Annotated in this window: 10 protein-coding genes and 4 pseudogenes; 7 read left to right on the top strand and 7 right to left on the bottom strand. The window is 55.9% G+C overall.

Features of this window, described 5'->3' with window-relative positions:
• Positions 1–2,413 precede the first annotated feature (2,413 nt).
• The 3 genes and pseudogenes from QNM96_RS21580 to QNM96_RS21570 all read right to left on the bottom strand — a co-directional run bounded on the left by QNM96_RS21580 (position 2,414) and on the right by QNM96_RS21570 (position 4,820).
• Positions 2,414–3,865, bottom strand: coding sequence for a TIGR00341 family protein (locus QNM96_RS21580; protein ID WP_283838873.1), 1,452 nt, complete (start codon positions 3,863–3,865; stop codon positions 2,414–2,416).
• A gap of 109 nt (positions 3,866–3,974) precedes the next feature.
• A pseudogene (locus QNM96_RS21575) lies at positions 3,975–4,127 on the bottom strand (universal stress protein); the annotation flags it as partial.
• A gap of 315 nt (positions 4,128–4,442) precedes the next feature.
• Positions 4,443–4,820, bottom strand: coding sequence for a TRAM domain-containing protein (locus QNM96_RS21570; protein ID WP_283838872.1), 378 nt, complete (start codon positions 4,818–4,820; stop codon positions 4,443–4,445).
• Between the two features lie 586 nt (positions 4,821–5,406).
• Between QNM96_RS21570 and QNM96_RS21565 the strand changes: the two genes are divergently transcribed.
• The 4 genes from QNM96_RS21565 to QNM96_RS21550 all read left to right on the top strand — a co-directional run bounded on the left by QNM96_RS21565 (position 5,407) and on the right by QNM96_RS21550 (position 14,501).
• Positions 5,407–8,595 (top strand): PD-(D/E)XK nuclease family protein, encoded by a 3,189-nt coding sequence (locus QNM96_RS21565; protein ID WP_283838871.1) that lies wholly within the window; start codon positions 5,407–5,409, stop codon positions 8,593–8,595.
• Positions 8,588–12,232 (top strand): UvrD-helicase domain-containing protein, encoded by a 3,645-nt coding sequence (locus QNM96_RS21560; RefSeq protein ID WP_283838870.1) that lies wholly within the window; start codon positions 8,588–8,590, stop codon positions 12,230–12,232. The genes QNM96_RS21565 and QNM96_RS21560 overlap by 8 nt, the downstream gene beginning before the upstream one ends.
• 597 nt (positions 12,233–12,829) lie before the next feature.
• On the top strand, positions 12,830–13,288 hold the full coding sequence (locus tag QNM96_RS21555; protein WP_283838869.1) for a hypothetical protein: 459 nt from the start codon (positions 12,830–12,832) through the stop codon (positions 13,286–13,288).
• A 745-nt stretch (positions 13,289–14,033) separates the two neighbouring features.
• Positions 14,034–14,501: an ArsR family transcriptional regulator gene (locus QNM96_RS21550; RefSeq protein ID WP_283838868.1), complete on the top strand. Its 468-nt coding sequence runs from the start codon at positions 14,034–14,036 to the stop codon at positions 14,499–14,501.
• Between the two features lie 604 nt (positions 14,502–15,105).
• Here the strand turns inward: QNM96_RS21550 and QNM96_RS22990 are convergent.
• The 3 genes and pseudogenes from QNM96_RS22990 to QNM96_RS21540 all read right to left on the bottom strand — a co-directional run bounded on the left by QNM96_RS22990 (position 15,106) and on the right by QNM96_RS21540 (position 16,958).
• Positions 15,106–15,419, bottom strand: a pseudogene (locus QNM96_RS22990) (helix-turn-helix domain-containing protein).
• A gap of 636 nt (positions 15,420–16,055) precedes the next feature.
• A pseudogene (locus QNM96_RS21545) lies at positions 16,056–16,514 on the bottom strand (HAD-IC family P-type ATPase); the annotation flags it as partial.
• Positions 16,515–16,694: 180 nt separating this feature from the next.
• Positions 16,695–16,958, bottom strand: a complete 264-nt coding sequence (locus tag QNM96_RS21540) for a hypothetical protein (RefSeq protein WP_283838867.1) — start codon at positions 16,956–16,958, stop codon at positions 16,695–16,697.
• Positions 16,959–17,757: 799 nt separating this feature from the next.
• On the opposite strand from QNM96_RS21540, the gene QNM96_RS21535 reads away from it, so the two are divergent.
• The 3 genes from QNM96_RS21535 to QNM96_RS21525 all read left to right on the top strand — a co-directional run bounded on the left by QNM96_RS21535 (position 17,758) and on the right by QNM96_RS21525 (position 20,148).
• The gene (locus tag QNM96_RS21535; protein WP_283838866.1) at positions 17,758–18,036 is read left to right on the top strand and encodes a hypothetical protein; all 279 of its coding nucleotides are present in this window, start codon (positions 17,758–17,760) and stop codon (positions 18,034–18,036) included.
• 587 nt (positions 18,037–18,623) lie between these two features.
• A complete protein-coding gene (locus tag QNM96_RS21530) occupies positions 18,624–19,634 on the top strand; it encodes an ATP-binding cassette domain-containing protein (RefSeq protein ID WP_283838865.1) in 1,011 nt (336 codons plus the stop codon).
• Positions 19,621–20,148: a hypothetical protein gene (locus tag QNM96_RS21525; RefSeq protein WP_283838864.1), complete on the top strand. Its 528-nt coding sequence runs from the start codon at positions 19,621–19,623 to the stop codon at positions 20,146–20,148. Before QNM96_RS21530 ends, QNM96_RS21525 begins: the two co-directional genes overlap by 14 nt.
• A gap of 264 nt (positions 20,149–20,412) precedes the next feature.
• On the opposite strand, the pseudogene QNM96_RS21520 reads toward QNM96_RS21525, so the two are convergent.
• Positions 20,413–20,571: pseudogene (locus QNM96_RS21520) on the bottom strand (IS6 family transposase); the annotation flags it as partial.
• Between the last annotated feature and the right edge of the window lie 267 nt (positions 20,572–20,838).

The raw sequence follows: 20,838 nt of genomic DNA, 5'->3' as shown, positions 1-20,838 counted from the left end.
GGCCTTGTTTCTATGTCAGATTCCACATACTATTTGTTTCTCTCCCGTCGGTTGTCTCTGTTCTCCAGTGGTTCTTGGCTCCGCCTGCCATTTGCGTCAGCCCCACCTCCTGTCTGGATAGGTTGTCCCCTTTGTATCTATTTGTGTGAATTGGCGAACCTACCCAGCACGGTACGAGAGTATATTTATAGAGTCTATAAAGCTCTTAGAATCCGTGAAAACCTACCCAGCGATAATACAGGTGATAAGTCAGTTATGAAATATACCTCGAAATCTCACGCCGTACCGCACTTAACGAAATGGTGGTTGGTTTGTATAAGTGATGAAAGATACCCCCGTAACCCCACGCCGTACCGCACTTAGGTGGTATGTTGTATTATTTTCATAAGTGATGAAAGATGCCCTGTATCCCCATGCCGTACCGCACTTAGGTAGTTCACTTAGAAGTTTCCTGAATCCCTACGCCGTACCACACTTACCCAATATATCCCATGTTTTTATTGTGATTATGATTGGTTGTGTATGATTGTTCTAGGTTTACATAAATGATGAAAGATGCCCCGAATTCCCACGCCGTACTGCACTTACCCAATCCACTTAGGAACTCTTCGGAATCCTACGCCGTACCGCACTAATAGTGCTTATAATCTATATTTTTGTGGACCCAAACCGGGCGTATAATTGTTGCCGGCGATTATTGCTCCACTTAGAGCATCCCCTAAAACTCCACGCCGTACTGCACTTACAGATCCACTTAGAGAATCGTCGAATCTGTACGCCGTACCACACTTACACAACTATCGAAGATTTCTATAGTCTGTTTTTTGATAAGTAGCTGTTCAGTTTCCCCGTTTCACCTCGAGTAGATCGGGGTATAGGCAGTTGGCTGATTTGAGTGGATGATAATCTTCTGCTCTGCGCGAGTTGTTTCGCTATTGTGTGGGCGTTCTTTCGCTGTTGTTTTGACAAGGATATTCTGCCGTGTGGAGATTATTTTGTTATTGTGTGGGCGTCGTTTCTCTGTTCTGTGGACCGTCTTATTTTGGTGATTGGAGTCGAGAGAATTTTTCGCGGAGGTTTCTGAACTGTCGCTATGGTGATGGTGTTACTTGTTGTGCTCGAGAAGTGCAGGAGTAGATGGGGGAGTACCCCAATCAGCTGTTGGCGTCGAGGTTTAGATTTTTGTGGGTAGTCTATTGGCTAGACTCGCCGCTAGTTTCAGGTTCATTCTATGACACCCTCTTCGGAAGATTGGATTATCGTACCGGAACAGTGGATTACGGTCGTCGTTGGTGTCTGTTATTGGTTGATCATTTCATCACAAGATAATTAAAATAAGGAACTAGAACCACCGCTGTAAATTAACATTTTTAACACACTGAAACAGATATTTGCTGGTGTTTATGTTGAAGAGTATGGTGTGGAGTGGTGGTTCTGCTGTAAGTAGAAGGTAAGACACACACTAAATTTCTGCTGTAAGTTCTCCAAATGGGTGACTAGAGCTCATCCAAGACACCAAATTACCGCTGTAAATACCACATTTCAGGCCGTGAAACGTGAATAAATCAAGGATAATGGGTTCAACAACTGTACTTGCAGCGGAAACATAGTGTCCCTCCTTCTTCCGCCGTCTGTTGTCAAAGGCAGGATGAGTGGTTATATGCATGGTTTAGAGCGGAAACACAGTGTCCCCCTTTTATCGTCTCCTGCTATCGAAGGTGGTCTGAGGGCTAATATATGGTTTAGAGTGGAAATATGGTGTGTCTCTTCCGCCTAGGTCTCTGTAGATTTTAACCAATAGAGAGCGTGGTCAAAGAGGAGGAACATATCTGTTACATTTGTTGAGCGACTCGCTATTATTATAGTTTATCCTAAGTGTGATTCCCTGAAGGACAACACGGAAGCCTCAGCGACATAAATTCCATCCGCAGAAGTGGGTGTCCGGGGGACGTATCGATACTGTTTGTTTTATCCTGCCGCTGACAGCGGACTGGCGGCGCCAATGAGGCCATCATAGAACGTAGATTATGAACGACGACGAATCAGACAAGTTTGGTCGAGAGGGATCGCATTCCAACGGAATTGCAGACTCGAGAACAGTGGGTGTGCTGGCAGAGCAAGGAATGTGGACAAAAGGTAACTAAGGTGCCTATTGTGCCTGGTGTAGCTGAGTTTACTTCGGTAACTAATCCGGAGATGTGGCGTTCGTTCGACGCGGCATTCGAGTCTCTCGAGCGAGGAGATGTTGCCGGACGACGAACGTCATAGTCGACTCATCGATGGAGATACAATAACTTCGCGAGCCGGTCACCGGCTGCTGGGTAGTGTCACCGAGAACGTCGTCCGTGGTGCCGATCGGCCGGTTCTGTGCGATCCGGTCGATGATCGGACGTGACCCGGCACAGGGAAACCGCTACCGGGCCGTACTCCCGAGTCGCGACACGCTCCGCTCGGTCTCGAGCGACGGTCCTGTCCGTTCGCTCTCGGCTGTCGGCTCCGACGAGGTGGCGGCACCTGTAGACCGAGACTGGACGTTCGAGAGCGACGGCGCGGATTCCTCGGTGTCCGGGCCGCTCTCCTCGGCGACGACGTACTGGACCTCGACAGTGATCGGTTCGTCAGTAGTCGTCGTGAGGGTGTTTTGGATCCGATCGGCGAGTCCCGGATTGTCGGTTGGGTTCGTCCCGGAGACGGTGACGACGACCCGGTCGATCGAGCGCAGCGGATAGTCGTCGTCGAGGGTTACCTCGACCGACTCGCGCTCGAGGTCCGCGTAGGCCGGTTCGGCGAGGGCCTCGTCGACCGCGTCGTTGGCCGTCGAGGTGAGTTGCGTCGCCTGGAACTCGACGAGGGTGACGCCGGCGAGCGGGGCCGCCAACAACAGCAACGCGACGCCGAAGACCGCACCGTACGTGTATGTCGGTTTCCGGGTCGGCGGAACGTCGAACAGTCCCTGGGGACGGTAGCCGGCGACCCACAGCGTAACCAGGGCGGCGACGTTGATCGAGAGCACGTTGACGACGACGAGCACGAGCGCGCCGAGTGCCGCACCGTACATCCCCCAGGCGGTCGTGATACCGACGGCCGCCGCGGGCGGGATCAACGCCGCCGCGATCATCACGCCGACGATCGCCTCCGAGAACCCCCGGGTTAGGCTGAGGATGCCCGCGATCCCGGCCCCGAGCGCGACGGCGATCGACAGCAGGTTCGGCGAGACCCGCTCCTCGAGTTCGGCGACGACGACGATGTCGACGCCACCAGGTTCGAACCCGCCCAGGCGGGCGAGGGTTGCGAGACCGATCGAGGCGACGATCACGACGGCGATGCCGATGGTCTGGTACCGGAACCCCGTCGTCCGCAGCTCGTCGTCGCCGGTGACGATCCCGACGCTGGCGGCGAGTGCCGGTCCCAAAAGCGGCGCGATCACCATCGACCCGACGACGACCGCAGGCGAGTCCGAGAGTAGCCCCGCGGTCGCGACGACCGCACTGATCAACAGCATGACGAGGTAGATCGTGATCGAGGGCGTGAACTCGTCGGCTTTCGTCCGCAACACCTGTCTCGAGGTGCGTTCGCTGCGGGTCCCACCGTGGCTGTACTCGTCGAGCAACTCGTCGAACTGTTTCGAGACGACCGTCTGGGCATCGATGACGACGACCCTGGCGTCCTCGAGTCCGGCGTCTGCCAGCCGGTCGAGAACGGGTTCGACGGCCCGAGTCGGCAACGGCAAGCGAACGACCGCCGCATCTGTGGTTCCACTACCGGTCGCCTCGTCGGTGACGACGTACTCGACCCCCTCGTCGTCGAGTACGTCGAGGACGGCCTCCCGCCGGTCCGTTGGCACGGTGATTTCGAGGTACCGCATCGACCGGTCCGACCACGGGGGACGGGATAGTACTAGGTGCGGTCAGGGCGGGCGACCGAACCGCCCACAGGTGTCGTCCATCGGTGCTCGTCTTGTGTTCCTCGGTCGGTCACCGAACGACTGTCACTGCCACCGGCACCGGCACGCGCCGTATGACCGTCTCCGAGACGCTGCCGTACAGCGGCCGTCGCTCGTCGGGTCGCCCGTGCGCGGCGAGGACGACGTGGTCGACGGCGATGTCGGCGTTCTCGAGGGCCATACGGACCGATCGTGCGCATAACTGGAATCCACTGGAGAGACTTTCACAGTGTTGATACACTCACCCTTTCACATAGAATGATGGCAGATCATCACGAGATAGTGCAAGATATGGCTCTGGTGAATCACTAGATGGCGTCGATTTCTATGGGCGAGGGAAGGCCCGAGAGGCGCTATTCTGGACAATTCCAGCCACAATCTCAGAACACTCCACGATAAGAAAGCGAGTAGACTCCGTCACAGTCTAGCTAAGATCTTTCAGCCTCATGCCGTATTGCGATTCACCAAACCCCTTCAAAAGAGAGTACGCAGAAGTTGTCTACTCGTCGTACTCTGCCATCTGCGTCGCAACGCCATGCGCTGCGTTCGGCAATACATTCGTAATGCGGCAGTGGACGACATCGCCCTCATCTACGTTGAGTCCGTCACAGTTGACGAACGTCACGATGCCGTCTATCTTTCCGACTCCGCTATCGGGATCGCTTCCGTGACCTGGCGGATCGAAAATTTTGATTGTTTTCACATCACCCTCGGACAGCGTATCTCGTGCATCCCCTTCTTTCGCCTCGATGTGTGCGGTCTGTCGATCGAGAATAGCTGGGGCGAATATGTCTTCGATAGCGCTCATTCTATCCTCCAACTCGTCTACCCTATTTTCTAGCTCTTTGATATATTTATCTTTGTTCTTACCTGGCATACGATCCTAAAAGAGAGTTTGATAAACCAAAATAATGTCGAAATTGAAAAGTCACGTGAGAAAGATAGATGGTGAGCGATTCGCACATCCAAATTATTATACTCTTGCGTAGGCGCTATCGATGACCAATAGAGATCGGAATCAGATCGGTCTGAGATCAACGCTATCTACATGACCGGAAGAACGTGGATCATCTGGATGACTATTCCAGGATCTTTCGATCCCCCTCGTTCCCGTCGTTTCCGTAATCCCACCCCGGGTTTCCGTCGTATGTTCTTATAAAACATCCTGGAATCTGTGTGTGTCCTGCTGATGGTCTAAACTAAAGGCAGCGCGAGTTCCCCGCCCCACCGTGTGCGAGGTACTTCACGAGCCACATAGGTATTCGAAAATAGCCAATCTCAGATTAGCCTATTTCAGAATAGGCTATTCGGAAGTATAATTCTTCACTGGGTTAGAGTAGGCCTATAGAACACTTCGTGGACCGAAAAGACGAACTCTCACGGTTACGCGGGACGCCTGAGAGTGCCACCTGTCACTGTTGACAAAAGTCAAGTGAGGTGGATATCTTGGTATAGAGTGTTCGATGGATTCAACGCTCCTTACCGGTCCGAAACACGCCCGATTGGAACACCAGGCGTTTCAGCGGGCTGCTGATATTGCCACCGATTCGCTGGGGAGTATCCTCTACATTACTCGAAACGACGCTCGCCGAAGCGAGGTTGAAGATCGCTGGGCCACGTCGCACAAGCCGCTTCGCCTTCGAGCCGAGACGCTTGATACGGTCGTTCGGGACTGGTACGAAAACCTCCACGGTCCTATTCAACCACTTTCTGGGCAGTTGGATCGGCGACTCACCGAGTACGCACTCGACAAAACTACGGCCGAGACAACAGGCGCTCTCGCCGGCGAACCGGCGTCTGCCGCGCTTGCGGATTCGTTCAGTAGCCGTTTCTCGCTCTTCGATGACGCTGGTGTCAGGACTGCCGACGCACTCAAGACAGAGTTCGAGGGGTCTGCGCTCGATGATCGGATCGCAACAGCTACCGTCAACGCCTATCGTCACTACCGCGATTTCCATACCGACTACGTCGACGAATGGGTCTGTACCCGCGGCGAAATGTTCCATGCCGTCGCGACAGCGGACCAGTCGTTATCCACAGTCTCGCCCGAATTGGACATCGTGATCCTCTCAGGGTACCACGAATTTCGCCCGGTTGAACGCCGCCTCATCGCGCGTATCGTCGAGGACTTTCCGACGATCGCACTACTGCCGCTCCATCAGGATGGCTGGTCTGGGGTCGATGCCGTCGCAACCGACGCGAGAGATGTCTACAACTCACTGGACTTCGAGACAGTGCACCTCGAGCCAGTGGACGAGGCCGGGAGAACGTTTAAAACGATTACCAACGCCCTTTATCGGCCAGATCCAGAGGTCATTCCAACCCCGGATCATCTCCAGTGGCGGGAACTCCCCACACCCGAGCGTGAGATTCGCTTTGTGGCCCGCGAACTGCGAACCGAGTTAGCGGACGGGCGAGATCCCGATGATCTCGCCGTCGTCATCCCTGGCACTGAGTCGTATTCAGGCTACGTAGAGGACACACTCGATACGTTCGATATTCCACACGTTACGACTGCTGCATCACAGCTGGATCAGACGTTCACCGGAAGCGTCGTGTACGACCTTCTGAACCTCGCCGAACCTGATCCGCGTGCCGAAGACCTCACATCACTCTTGGCGAATCCGCTGGTCGACGTCGTCGATACTGATCAAGCCAATATTATTACGGCTGCTGCTCGGCGGCACGATACGGTTTCAGTTACGCCACTTCTCGATGCCGTCGACGCCGAAACAGAAACACTGATCGAGGACCTGTTAGCGACGCTGGAGACACTCCGTACAGGAACCGTTGGAGACGCAACCGATACACTACGCCGACTACTGGACGACCGGCTCGAACTCGAGGCGGCTGCCGAGAACTACGCCAGCGGTGCACAACAGGCTGTTGAACAACAAGCTTATCAGAGCGTTGGCAAGCTACTCAGTTCCTTCGAGGCGCTGGAGGGCGTACGTAGCGCCCAATCCCCATTAGCGCTATTCACTCGAGCTTTCAGTAACGTATCGATTCGATTTCCACAGAGCGCTGCTGGCGGCCATGTCGAAGTGATGGGGATGCTCGACGCCCGGATGCGATCCTTCGAGAAGGTCTTTCTCGTCGGCCTGACGAGCGAGCATTTCCCGACGACCCCGGAACGTCCGGCCTTTTTCGAGGAGATGACCGAGTCCCACCCACGGTTCGACACCGCTGACGAGCGACTCCGTGGCCGCTACCTGTTTGCGACCCTGCTCGCGAACGTCGACGCGCTCACGATCACCACTCCGGAGACGGGTGGTGATGAATCCGCCGTCGTCCGGTCGCCGGTACTTGACGAACTACAGCGTGTAACCGGAATCGAACCGGAAGCTGGCGTCGACGATCGCGTGGGCTCCCGTGAGGATCTCCAGCGTCATATCGCGACCGCCGCTGATCGACGTGTGGCGGTCAGTCGTGCCGGTGATCGCGGTGATCTTTCGCCTGCACAAACAAAGCGAACAGATCGGGGCCTCCAGTGTGCAGAACAGAGGGGAACAACAAGTCTCGCTGAGCACGACGGCTTGTTGGATTCCGACACTGTTGGGGCAGTTTACCCACCGGCAGATCGGGAGCCCTACAGTGCGAGTCGGATCGAGCAGTACGCCAGGTGCGGGTTCAAATTCTACGCTGACAACGTTCTCGGGATCGAGGATCCCGACGATGTCGAGGTTACCCCCACGCCCCTCGAGACTGGTTCGTACGTCCACGACGTCCTCGAGCGCTTCTATGCAGACCTTCAGGACAACCTCGAGGATGGCGTAGACCTCACCGACGACGATCGAGGTGTGCTCGCTACTCACCTCCGAGAAATTGCCGTTGCAGAACTCAATGAAGCTGATTTCGAGTATGACGGCCTGTTCTACGAGCGATGGAAAGCGGAACTCTTTGCGGGGTTGGGCGACGATGACTCCGTTCCGTTCGAATCCGGCGTGCAACCTCACGATGCGCCCGAAAAGGGACTGTTCGCGACGTTTCTCGACAACGAACTCTCCAGAGGGGATTTTGCGTCCCCACACCTGTTCGAAGCTCCGTTCGGTGAGGGGCTTCCAGAGGCAGATTCCGGACCGTTTTCAATCGAACGCCCAGATGGATCGACGGTTGCGATTCGCGGGTACATCGACCGTATTGACGTGAATCGGAACGGCGAGCACTCGGAGATCTCGCTCTATGATTACAAGACAGGGAAGGCACCGTACATGACGAAAACGACCGGCGGGACGACGTTCCAGCTCCCCATCTATCTGCTCGCCGCGGACGAGGTCATCGATGGAGATCTGTTCGACCAGGGGAGGCTCTCAGCGACGTACTATCAAGTGCGGCCGCCAAACGACCTCAAGGTTCCTCGCGGCGTCGAGTCGAAATTCGATTCACAGGCCGATCTTCGGCGCTTCATGGAGGATGTCGTTCCCGAGTGGCTGGGACAGATCGACGAGGCAATCGCCAACGGACGGTTCCACACGACGTTGCAGTCCCCTCGAGACGCGAACTGCCAGTACTGTGACTACCGTCGAGCGTGTGACGTTCGCCACCATCGCAAGCGCGAGTTCGTCGACGAGGTCAGCAAGGATGACGCCGCATACGTGCCGCTCCGTGTTCGAGACGACGAAGATCTCCAGGCGGTGATGAGCGATGACTGAGGAAACTGAGACCATTCAGCTGACAGCGGAACAGCAAGACGCACTGATCCAGGACCGAAACGTCGCGATCACTGCTGGTGCTGGCACCGGCAAGACGACGACACTGGCCGAACGGTACGTGACGATACTGGACGAGAATCCCGACCTCACGCCCGAAAATATCGTCACAATCACCTTTACTCGCAAAGCGGCCGCTGAACTGACCGAGCGCGTTCGAGAGGAAGTATACGAGAAACTCGAGACCGTCAATTCAGGGGACGAGTATCATCGCTGGCGAGGCGTCCTCGACGTACTCGAGGACGGGTACGTCCACACGATTCATGCGTTCTGTACACGCCTGTTGCGAGAGCGGGCTGTCGAGGCTCCGGTTTCGCTTGGATTCGACGTGGTCGATGAGGACGGTGCGACGACACTCCAGCGGGAGGTTGTGACTGAATTCCTCGAACGAAATCAGGACGATACCGACATCAGACTCCTTGCCCAGCTATGGAGTCGCGATCAACTAATCGACGTTCTCGCAGGGTTGCTCGATGAACGCCCACAGAGCGAGGCTGTCCTAGACGCATGGCAGGATGCCGACGTCACGGACTACATTGACATTCTCTGGGAGACCGTCTGTGACTTAGACGCTGTAGCCGCCCGCGAAACGCTCTACGACAACGAGCTCTTGGACGAGTTGCGAACGGTTGTTAGCCGAGTGGATACACAGACGACGATAGCCGATGAAGACGGACTCCAGGCCTATCAGACGTTCGAGGATGTGGTCGAACGGCTTTCCGCAGACTCAGGTGCGAGTAAGTTACGCGCCTGTCAACGGGCGATCCTCGATCTCTATGAGGTCTGTGAGAAGAAAAATGGCGGCCTGTATAGCAGCTCAGGCTACGTCGTCGGCGACAAAGACGACTGGGGGGAATACGGTGCCGTCTATGATGACCTGAAAGACGTCATCAACACCGTGATCGAAGCAGTCGAACCCCACGAGGAAGGGGTTGAGACCACGCCCGGCGAACTTGAGGAACATAGCGCTCACTACGCACTCACCTTACTGGGTGTATTTGAGGACGTTCTGGAGGCCTACAACGCGGAGAAGGACCGTCGGGATACCCTTGATTTTCCCGATGTGATCGAAACCACACTGCAATTTCTTCGAGCCAACGAGAGCGTCAGGGAGCGCCTTCAGGAGCAGTTCGATTCCGTGCTGGTCGACGAGTTCCAGGACACGGATCCGCGGCAGTGGGAACTGGTAAAACTCCTCAGCGACGTCGACGGCGAAACGGCGTCGAACGTCTTCCTCGTCGGCGACGAAAAACAGAGCATCTACGGGTTTCGTGGGGCAGACGTAACGACGTTCGGTGATGCTCGAGCCGATCTCCAGTCGGTTAATGCATCGCGTGGCGTCGATACCGTTCCCGAGAGCGAAGCGGCACATCCGACTGCCCTTGAGCTTTCGGGGAACTTCCGAACGTTAGACGAGCCTCTGTCGTTCCTCAACGAACTCTTCGGGCACCTATTCCAGCCAGAAGGTGACGCCCATGCACCATTCGAAGCCCCGCCACAAAGCCTGACCACGGAACGCGACCGCGTCGAGGACATTGAGGGGTTGACGGGAAGCGTCGAATATCTCGTCGTCCCGGACGATGCCGAGACTGCAGAAACGATCTTCGGCGCGGATCATCCCGTTGCAGACGGCGCGCTCGATCACACTATCGAAGCTGAAGCACAGGGGCTTGCCGCCCGGTTAACGCATCTGTTCGATGACCCGCCGGAAGTCCAAGATCCCGATACGGGTGACCACCGAGAAGCAACGCCTGACGACGTCGCAATCCTACTCCGCCGGCGAACGCATCTGGATCGGTATCAGCGGGCACTCGAGGAGTACGATATTCCCTACACCGTCATTGGCGGCGTCGGATTTTACGATACGCCCGAGGTGCAGGCACTTACGAATCTCCTTCGGGCGCTCGGTGACCCAGCGGACGATGTCTCACTCTACGGTGTGCTTCGCTCGCCGTTGTTCGGATTTACCGATAACCGTCTCGCCCCTGCGATCGCGGACGCCGATTCAGTCTGGAATGCACTCGCCGAGACGGACGATCCACAGCTCGCGGATGCGTTCGATCTCTTGTCGACGTGGCGGACGCTCAGTGGCTGTGCAACGCCGACCGATAACGGCGTCCTTCCGTGGAACCAACTCCTGACCCGTGTGATCGACGATACGGGATATTTGACTTCAATTAGTGCTGACGAACGCGGTCGGCAGGCCGTCGCGAACGTCGAGAAGTTCCGGGACCAAGTCCGAACCTGGAGTGAGAACGGCGTCCACACGGCAGCTGGGTTACTTCACCGAATCGACCGACAGGTCGAGACCGACCCGCGTGAAGGGGAAGCCGATATCCCAGGTGACACCGAAGGCGTACGCCTACTAACGGTTCACACCGCCAAGGGACTCGAGTTCCCGATCGTCACAGTGCCTGACCTGGGTAGTGATCTCAACTTTGGTCGTTCCATCGACGACCATGGCTACGTCCGGCTTGTCGACGGCACCGATGACGCACCACCGATTCCAGCGGTTGGTGGTCCAGATCCGAACGATGCCTTCGCGATTGAAAAGACAGCTGTTCACGAGTACGCTGATCGACGATACCACCCCCAAGAACGAGCGGAGGCAAAGCGGCTCCTTTACGTGGCGTGTACGAGGACACGGGATCATCTCCTCCTCTGTGGCACTCACGATATCGACATCGACGAGTCCGGAGGCGTGGCGCTCGGTGAACCGGCCGAATTTGCTGAAGCCGATCGATGGCGGGACTGGCTCCAACCGATCCTCCTCGAGGATGGTGAGCTACTCGAACAGGCAATTCGGGGCGACCAAGCACACAGCCAGCTCGGCGACGCGAACTACACCGTTCGGACTCCACCTCGCCCCGTAGACTGGCAGCGCGAGGAACCCGCCGGAGATTCGGTGCCGGAGATATCGATTCCCTCGCCATCTGCTCACACGCCGGCGATGGGAGTCGCTGCGACAACGCTCGTGAACGAGGTCGCAAACGCCTCCGAAGGAGGTCACAGTTATAGTGACAGCGATAGCGACGAGTCGACTGGCTTGAGCCCGACCACCTTCGGAACGGTTGTCCACCGTCTCAACGAACTTCGTCCGCCGAGAGACGAATGGGAGGGAATAATTCGCCGGCTGGGCCAGATGGCTGGTGAAGAACCCACGGAGACTGATCTTCGGGAAGCCGTTGAACACGCCGCTGATGCAGTCGACTTTGTGGACGCGGTTGAGGCTACTTCCACGCTCGAGGCGACTTACGACGAGTACTCTGTCGTCGCCCGGATCGATGAGACACGGATCGTCGGTGATATCGACCGGCTGCTCGTTACTCCGGACGGTTTCCATATTATCGACTACAAATCGAACGACCTCTCATCGACGACGAGCACTGAACTTGCAGAGCACTATCGCCCCCAGATGCTCGCATACGCGCTGGCTCTGTTACAGCATGATCCCGATCGTGATGTCCGTGCCTCACTTCGATTCACCGATACCGGGGTCGAAGAACGGTTTGAATGGGATTCAAAAGAGTACTCTATGATCGAGTCGGAGCTTCGTTCGATGGTGGGGTTGATTATCTGAAGGAGCCATAGAAGACTCGTTTCAAGGCATAGATTGCAAGTGTTTATAGGTGGTATTTTATATATCTTTAACGAGTACAGTTTCTGACCAATTTGACATCCAGTATTTACAGAAGCTGACGTTGATGATTCTGTTATCGTGCCAGCCTTTACGAGGAAGTGTGAACACGACGGCTTGGATATCAATCTCGAGGAAGGACTTCCGAGAGAGAAGCGTGCTGAGATTCGTGATGGCTGGCAGAATACGCCCCCCTGATCTCGTTGCCGATCTCCCCGAGTTCGATTCTGTCTACGAAATATTGGGGGACTATATTGAATCACTGACGCAGCTCCACTAGGTTAAATCCGTCTGCTCAAGTGCTTTGATTGGCGGTTGATTTTCCAGTACTAGAGAAACTATTCAAAATTGAGACGGTTTGGTGGTGCTGAATTGAGATGATGTCTTCGGCACTCAAACACCGGTAATTCCTCGAGTGTTCAGTGAACTAGCCAACCTGACGAGCGATGACCGATACACTCGATTGTAATGGCTGGCGTAAACGTTTGGGAGTCCCTGTTGTCGACCACAGAGCTCTGGCTGGAGAGCCAAAATCCGAGGATGGCAGACGATAAGCGCGGCCGAGACAAGCAAGCACACGACGCTGAAAGACGCCAGCAAAAGCGTGAGATCGAATCGGTCGAGGGGAGCTACAGTATCGAGGAACTAGTACCGGAGACAGACGAGGAGACGTTCGACTCTTCAGCTGCCGTCCGGGTGCAGGTACAGTGGCCAACAGTTGCCGAAGCCATGAAACGGGTCGTGGAAGCCAGCAAGATGCTTCGGAATACGGATTTCAGTTGGTCACAGCGCAAGGCGTACGAGAAGACCTTCCAGGAACTCAACGCGATCGATGCCGATGACGATGATGAAGGAATCCAGGCTATCAGCGACTGGATCATCGAACGAATTCGCGACAAAGAAACGCTCCCGACGTCCCGGGCGGTACGCCGAGAAGCGGCGAAGTTCTGTCGGACGAACGGATATCAGGTCCGAAACGACGAGTGTCTCGGGATGTGACCTCCTCCTCACCGTAAACGGTGAGGGATCAAAGATCCCTCAGGCAGTCGGGCTACGCCCAACGACGGTGGGGTCGTCCGAGAGAGCGAGCTCTCTTGTGATCACGACAGATCGAAGATCTGTCGAACGACTTCACACGGCACCGCACCGCTAGGTTGGGATATTTGCTGGTTTGTAACCCGGTCGGCATGACAGGGCCACTGGCAGGGTCACACCCCCGTTACTCCTTTCCTCGGCAAGGGGACTCGGAGTTATCTCGCTGGCCGAGACACCACAGCGGTTCGAGATGGGTGTCTCGAACATTCTGCGTCTCGGAGTCCCGATATTGTCCGATTGAGTGGGGCGGTTGTATCGCCTCGGTGTACGTCATATTACAACGCGATAGCACTTGAATATCCGTTTTTGCTACCGAACGTGGATTGTGTAGGCGTTTTCGGATTCACGCCTGCCGTGAACGGCAGGATTCTCTCCTCGAAGAAAGACAGAGGTCCCGGAACCACCAGACCTCTCGAACCGAGGAATGCCGCACGAGTTCGAGTGGCAAGAAGAGACACTCGGGTCAGAGGACTTCTACCGCGAGGATATCGAAGACTTGCTCGCTTCTCAAACCGCGCTAACTAAACGGTGCCGTCTCGATATTATCGAGAAGGGAGCAAATTATTTGAGTTTCGACTACGTATGTGTTCCAATGACCTCGAAACCCGGATCATGGAAGAAAAAAACGAGTGGACGTGAGCGCGTTCGCATGGTGGTTGACACGCTCAACGAACCAACGACTATCAACAACATCGCAGAACAAGCGGAGGTTGCGTGGGAGACTGCCGATAGCGAGGTCAAGCGGCTTCAGACGGAAAACAAAGTCCGCGAAAGGGACGATGGACTCTACGAACCGAATCCAGTCCAACAGTTCCTCGACCAGATTCTCCAACTCATCGAAGACCACTCAAAGTCTGAGCTTGAATCACAGCTCCAAGAGTATCAAGAGCAAGTAGAGAATCTCTCGGAGGAGTACGGCGTCCCCTCTGTCAAAGAGTTGCGAGAGCAGTTGACCAACGATGATGTCTCTGCCGCAGAAATGCAAGAGATACGGAACGTCAGCGATACGTGGGAGGCACTCGAGTTGGAGATTCGACTCCTGAAAAACGCCCTGCAACTCTATGATGATCTCTCTCAGCTGTCTCAATCAAACGGAGAAACGCCAATTACTGTATGACCGCTATTCACTGTCACCACAGAGGTGATCTATATTCCACTATTTCTCGTTAATTGGATGCGTCCTGGGATGCGAACACTTCATCGGGTCCACCTCGTCCGTGAATTGCAGAATGATGATCGGTTTGATACCGTCGAGTTTCGGCTGGCCCAGCCCCGGGAATCCGGGAGTTATCGTGTAGTCGGATCTACGAAGACACAATGGGTTCTCGATGACCCCACCTACCCGTCAACCGATGCACGTATTGAGATCGGATTTACGGACCCAAAGCAGGACAGTAATTATTGGTACTGGTTCAACTGGATCGAGCCGGAGCGGTCGTTCATGCTTGGCTGGCATCGAGATGGCGACCATCCAGACCTCGGACCAACTCACGTGCAAATCAATCAAGGAGAGTCTGTTGTTGCTCGAGAATCAGTTGAAACCATTGATAGCCATCCAGGAGCGATCTTCCACAGGAGACTGGATCAACTCCCACGTTTGCTGAACCGGATTACGTGGGATGATGATCAAGCTATCGGGTTCAATTGATATCATCCTCCGCCTTCAGGCGAGGGATCCCGAGTCAAGCGAATCAAAGGTTCCGTCCATCGCAAATCGCTGGTCATTCCTCGTCGCCGTAGTAGTCGTCCGTCGTCGAAGTGGAACTGGCGTTCGTCTGTGCAGCGTAGGAGGCAAGACGGTCGTCCTGGGCGATGGCCCAGTATCGGCCACGGTGGCGAACAAGCCCACGCTCCTCAAGACGGGACAGTGCAGCGCCGACGCTTCCACGCTTGATGCCGGTCGCTTCGTGGAGTTCCGTCTGCGTGAACGCCTGGTCGCTCGGGCCGCGAGGAATTGCAACAGCCGATACGGATGTCTCCCTTCCTAGAGATCGAGTGCGTCCACGGGTTCTTCGTCGAACCGGTTTGACTGGATAGACCGAGCAGAAACGACAACGTGGATTACCCTTTTAGGAGAGGTACAAGTAGGAGTGCGAGTCCACGATGGTCCACGAGCGGGTAAAATCATGGACCGCGTCCACGAACGGCTAGCCACGTTCGAGCAGATGCCCCAGATGAATTACGTAAGGCCGATGCTGAACTGCCCACAGCTGCCGTAATGGTTCTCGGGTCAATGGCACACGAGTCCGTTGGGGTTTTGATGGATGATCGGAACGCTGAACAACCGATCACAGGTGTGATTTCGAACACGTATTACGAGGGTCGAACTCGTGTTATCAACATACGGACTGCAATTGACTATATGATGTCCCAGATAGAGTGATAAGTCTACTTGTGAACCGCCTCGAGGTCAAGTGGTTTGAGAATCAAAAATTACTATCATCAAACGAACACTTTGCGTTCGCGGACATCGCTAATTTTGGCGGGACGAAGTCCCCGCTGACCTCACGGGAATTATGTTCCCGCTTCGTTCCGGTTCGCTCAGTTACGGAAGATCGAAGATCTTCCGAACATCCCCGAGGTATTCTCCTGTAACGCTGATAAATGACTGAGCGTCTACTCTGTTCATTTTCGAATTATAATCTGTTTGCATCATCTGATAAGCATCGATTCACAACGTGAGATCAGCCCGTCGCAGGAGTTGTGCGTTGATTGCGACGATGACAGTACTCGCCGACATCAGGACGGCTCCGAGAGCAGGTGAAAGCAGGATGCCGATCGGGGCGAGGATACCCGCGGCGAGCGGGAGTGCGAACACGTTGTAGCCGGCCGCCCACACGAGGTTTTCCTGCATCTTTCGGTAGCTCTTCCGACTCAGCCGAACGAGATGCGCGACGTCTCGCGGATCGTTTTCCACGAGGACGACGTCTGCGGATTCCACGGCGACGTCGGTCTCCGAGCCGATGGCGATTCCAACGTCGGAACGCGTCAGTGCGGGTGCATCGTTCACCCCGTCACCAACCATCGCCACGAGCTTTTCCTGTTCTTGCAGTTCGATGATTTTCTTGTCCTTGTCTTCCGGGAGGACTTCCGCGAAGTACGTGTCAATCTCGAGTTCCTTGACCGCTCGTTCACGATCCCACTGATAGACCTCTATGACCTCCTCTGTAGTGACCGGTCGCCAGACCCTGATTCAGCCGGTTGTTCCCAGTCAGAATTCGTCGGAGAAAGACGTGGATTGCTCGAGGAGACAGCTGTCTCAGAGGAGCTTTAGATCCGCTCGACAGAATCAGCGCAGGTCGCCTGCTTGTTAGTTTTCAGGTATCGTTATGCGGAGTTCGCCGTTTACTTCGTAGAGATAGCCGCGATCGATCAGCCGGGACAGTGCATGGGTCGCATCCCCCGCTTCGAGATCCAACTGCTCAGCGTCACGAAGGACCTCGAGAGCTTGCTCACGCGGAATCGGCTGCCCGCCTTGATCCTCCGCTGTGTTGTGACTGTGAGTAGCGAGGATTTCGTAGGCGTCTACAATCCACGCTGGAAGCGGTGGTCGTGGATCAGTGAGGTCGGTCATCTCAGTTCGTACTCCCATATTCAGGTTCGACTCGGTTAAGAATATCCCCCGATCGAACGGTGAGTTGATTCCGGAGGTGCCAGTTAGTGATCGCTATCTTCTGGCTTTGCGTATGCGGTTCGAAGCTCATAATCAGCAGATTCGTGTGTCTGGATCGGATTTGGAGGGAGAGTAGTACTGATGAGTCAGGATACTTATCAAAGCAACTGAGGTGCGTCTGTGCGTCGACGGAAGACACGTCGGAGATTCCTCCAAGTCGCCAGTGTTGGAACTGTTGGTATCGCTGGGTGTACCAGCTTTGGCTTTACCAACAAGACGCCAATGACCGAGCTATCAACGTTCATCGCGACGTGGCGGGGACACGATCCAACCACTTCAGTCACGCTACAATGGCTCGTACCGACAGTGGAACAGTCAGATCCGGTGACTGTCGACGTTTCGGCCAAAAATAGCGCCGCTTTCTCGAGCGAACGGACGACCGGCCTCGCCGTTTAAACTGCTCCCGAGGAGATCCCGGAGACCATGACGTTCGCCGAAGGCGGTGATATCGGAACGTCGTTGAGTGTCCCGCCACTGCACAAACAGGCGTCGTCGTGGGATCCGTTATTCGGGCTCGTTGGCGGCGACTTGGCGTACGCTGATGGAGTTTATCGGGGTTGATCTCTCGATACTGCTCCTTGATTCGAATCACACGACCACTGTCGCGGGAGCCCAAACCGAGTGACTCGATTGTGCGCTGTTCGAGCGGTGACTCGAGCGCGCGCTGTCCGAGCGTACCGACCGCGCCCACGTGATGACTATGAGCCACATTCTCGCCTATCCCTGTGCGAAGCCGATCGAAGCCGAAGAGCGGGGCGATATTCGTCAGCACTGGACACCGCTGTTTGAGGCGTACAACGTCAATACCGTGTTCGAACACGACGATCACGTGTATAAACGAACGCGTCGCCTCCGAGACGGCGAACCGGATCCCGACGGTGGCATCCTCTCCCTCGGCGATGGTGCTTGGGAGCTTCGAGCAACTAATTCTAACGGTGATACGATCGATCGGTTCGATGGCGATGGCACTTCGCTGTAGAAGTTTCTGCGTGATTCCATGTCAATCGATCTACGTAGGTAGATCCGGCAGTATCGGTTCCTTCTCGTACCCGAAGATGCGGGGTTCCGCTCTGTGATCTCTGAGCGATAATGGTGATGCGATGCTCGTGAATTACCCAAAACATGAACGTCTTCTCGATTGACGTGAACGCTGCTTCGACGTCAGCGTGTAGTAGCCATCAGTCAGCAGTTGATCTGCACCCGAAAGCGACCGACAGGTCTTGGGAAGTTGAACGAGTCGCTTGTAGATTGGTTCGACGGCGTCGTTCACTATTAAGCGGTCACGCCGAACCGGCCGTTGACGCCGTGAGATACTACGAAATTTTACCGGGTTTTTCACCGAGTGGGCGGTATGGCCTTAACTGCCGAATTTCAACTTCGATCGGAGGAACTGCCGCTTGACAACGTTGCTGCTTCCTCGCCACTCTCCCGTTCCGCGCTTGCCGAGCGCTTACGGCGAGCACATCCCATCTCTCCGTGCATTTTACTACCAGGCCTATATCAAACCCCGGCGAATTCGGGGTCGTTCTGATTCGATTCCTTCGCTTTGAGTAACATGTGAATTAGATGCAAAAACAACACAAATCCACCGACGAGAACACCGGCACGGAACCGACCTACGCGGTCGAAACCCAGGGACTCGTCAAACATTTCGGGGACACGAAAGCGGTCGATGGCGTCGACCTCTCCGTCCCGACCGGCGGAATCTACGGACTGCTCGGTCCCAACGGTGCCGGCAAGACCACCATCATCCGCATGCTCGCGACGCTCTTGCGACCCGACGCGGGAACGACGCGCGTGTTCGGCCACAACGTTGTGAAAGCGGGAGACGAAGTTCGGGGCCGAGTGAGTCTGACCGGCCAGTTCGCCTCAGTCGACGAGGATTTGACCGGTCGCGAGAATCTCATTTTCTTGGCGAGATTACTCGGCTACTCGCGGACGGGGGCAAAAGCGCGAAGCGCCGATCTCCTCGAGGCGTTCGGACTGACTGAGGCCGCAACACGTCAAGTGAAGACGTATTCCGGCGGAATGCGTCGCCGCCTCGATATTGCGGCGAGCATCGTCGTCACACCCGATTTGCTGTTTCTGGACGAACCCACGACCGGACTCGATCCACGCAACCGGAATCAAGTGTGGGAGATCATCCGAGCGCTCGTCGCCAACGGGACGACCGTGCTCCTGACGACGCAGTACCTCGAGGAGGCTGATCAGTTGGCCGACCTGATCGCCGTCATCGACGAGGGCCGGATCATCGCCAAAGGGACGCCCGATGAACTGAAAGCGTCCGTCGGTTCGTGTATGTTGAACGTTCGAGTTCGGACTCCGGAACAGCGAGCGGAAGCCGAACGGGTACTCGAGTCGGTGCTCGAGGCGCCCATCGAGCGCCGTTCCGACCCGTTGTCGCTGTCTGCGAGGGTGTTGGACGCCGAGCGCGCTTCCCACGCTTTCGTGAAACTGTCTCAGTCCGGCGTCGAAACGTCCGAGTTCGCGCTCGGTCAGCCCAGCCTCGACGAGGTGTTTCTCGCGCTGACCGATCGGCCTGCACGCGGCGGTCCCTCCGGGGGTGACCGCCGGTGACGGACTCGCCGACGGATCCCGACGTCGAGCGTATCCAAACAGCTGTTGGGACCGGCGACCGACCCGTGCCGCCTTCCGCCCTCTCGGCGTCGATCACGTTCGGCTGGCGGGCGCTGTTGAAGATCAAGCACGTCCCCGAGCAACTGCTCGACGTGACTTCGCCGGTGCGTCGATTGCCGCGCTCACCGGTGTCGATGACCGGGATCACGGGATTGCGCCAGGAATCGAGGAGACGACGTACCAGATCGGCAGCCCCATCGGCATCGCGGTTCTCTCGGCCGTCGCGGTCTCGCACACCGAGACCCTCCTCGCAAACGGGAGCGGGACGCTGGTCGCGCAGACGGCGGGCTATCGGCTCGCGTTTGCCGTCGCCATCGGGTTCGCGCTCGTCGGCGTCGTTATCGCGCTCGTCTTTCTCGGGGAGATGGACGCCGATCAGGATCCGAACTACGAATCGACGTCCGAGATGGAGGGCGTCTCATCGTACCCGATCGATTCAGAAAACGACGATTGACGTCCCCGTCGCCGTGATGGGCAAGCGGCCACACGGCTGTGAGCTGGACGGGGGGTCCGTCCTCGAGGGCGCAGGGTTCATGAGAATCTTCGATCATCAACAGCCAATGGGGTTGTGGCTGCTCTGAGTGTTCTTTTCAAGAGCAGCGAACACTTCTCCGACTGTCGTCGTCACCGATCAGGACGCGACGCAGTGATCATCCGAGCTGTAATGCGGCACTGTAGATCGAGGTAACAGCGGTATTTCGGGTCAGAAAGAGCTGACGTACAAGAACTCGTTGGTGCGTGGATGAACCGTAGCGGACAGCCAATAGCGCTGGTCGGTGAGTTGGATCACTACCCCATCGAGGGCAACGTGAGCCGGTAATTTTCCACTGAAGGGCTGTAGATCAGCCTTTTGCACCCAGTTGTGAATGGTGGATCTGATACCTTAGCCATCTGATCTAACCGACTCATCACCTACAGCTATCAGGTTGGTTTATCTGACATCTAAGTATTGTGATCGAGACCTCGATTGAGGCGACCGAAAGCATCTTTTTTGGGTGTGTGCTAGAAGGCGGTGAATTCCTCTAGGTACCTGAAACGTAGGATAGGCGAATCGTCTCTTGTTCCTAGAACGGATACAGTCATGAGGCAGAAATCCATCAAGCTATTGAGTCGTATTTTGATATGTCTATCGCGGTCAAATTCA

Source organism: Halostagnicola sp. A-GB9-2 (assembly GCF_030068615.1).
Lineage (GTDB): Archaea > Halobacteriota > Halobacteria > Halobacteriales > Natrialbaceae > Halostagnicola.
Note: the sequence above shows the minus strand (reverse complement) of the source record. Positions and strands in the feature narration are given on the sequence as shown.

Coding starts and splice junctions, on each gene's coding strand:
- QNM96_RS21580 (WP_283838873.1), bottom strand. CDS start 3,865: ATGCGGTACCTCGAAATCACCGTGCCAACGGACCGGCGGGAGGCCGTC.
- QNM96_RS21570 (WP_283838872.1), bottom strand. CDS start 4,820: ATGCCAGGTAAGAACAAAGATAAATATATCAAAGAGCTAGAAAATAGG.
- QNM96_RS21565 (WP_283838871.1), top strand. CDS start 5,407: ATGGATTCAACGCTCCTTACCGGTCCGAAACACGCCCGATTGGAACAC.
- QNM96_RS21560 (WP_283838870.1), top strand. CDS start 8,588: ATGACTGAGGAAACTGAGACCATTCAGCTGACAGCGGAACAGCAAGAC.
- QNM96_RS21555 (WP_283838869.1), top strand. CDS start 12,830: ATGGCAGACGATAAGCGCGGCCGAGACAAGCAAGCACACGACGCTGAA.
- QNM96_RS21550 (WP_283838868.1), top strand. CDS start 14,034: ATGGTGGTTGACACGCTCAACGAACCAACGACTATCAACAACATCGCA.
- QNM96_RS21540 (WP_283838867.1), bottom strand. CDS start 16,958: ATGACCGACCTCACTGATCCACGACCACCGCTTCCAGCGTGGATTGTA.
- QNM96_RS21535 (WP_283838866.1), top strand. CDS start 17,758: ATGAGCCACATTCTCGCCTATCCCTGTGCGAAGCCGATCGAAGCCGAA.
- QNM96_RS21530 (WP_283838865.1), top strand. CDS start 18,624: ATGCAAAAACAACACAAATCCACCGACGAGAACACCGGCACGGAACCG.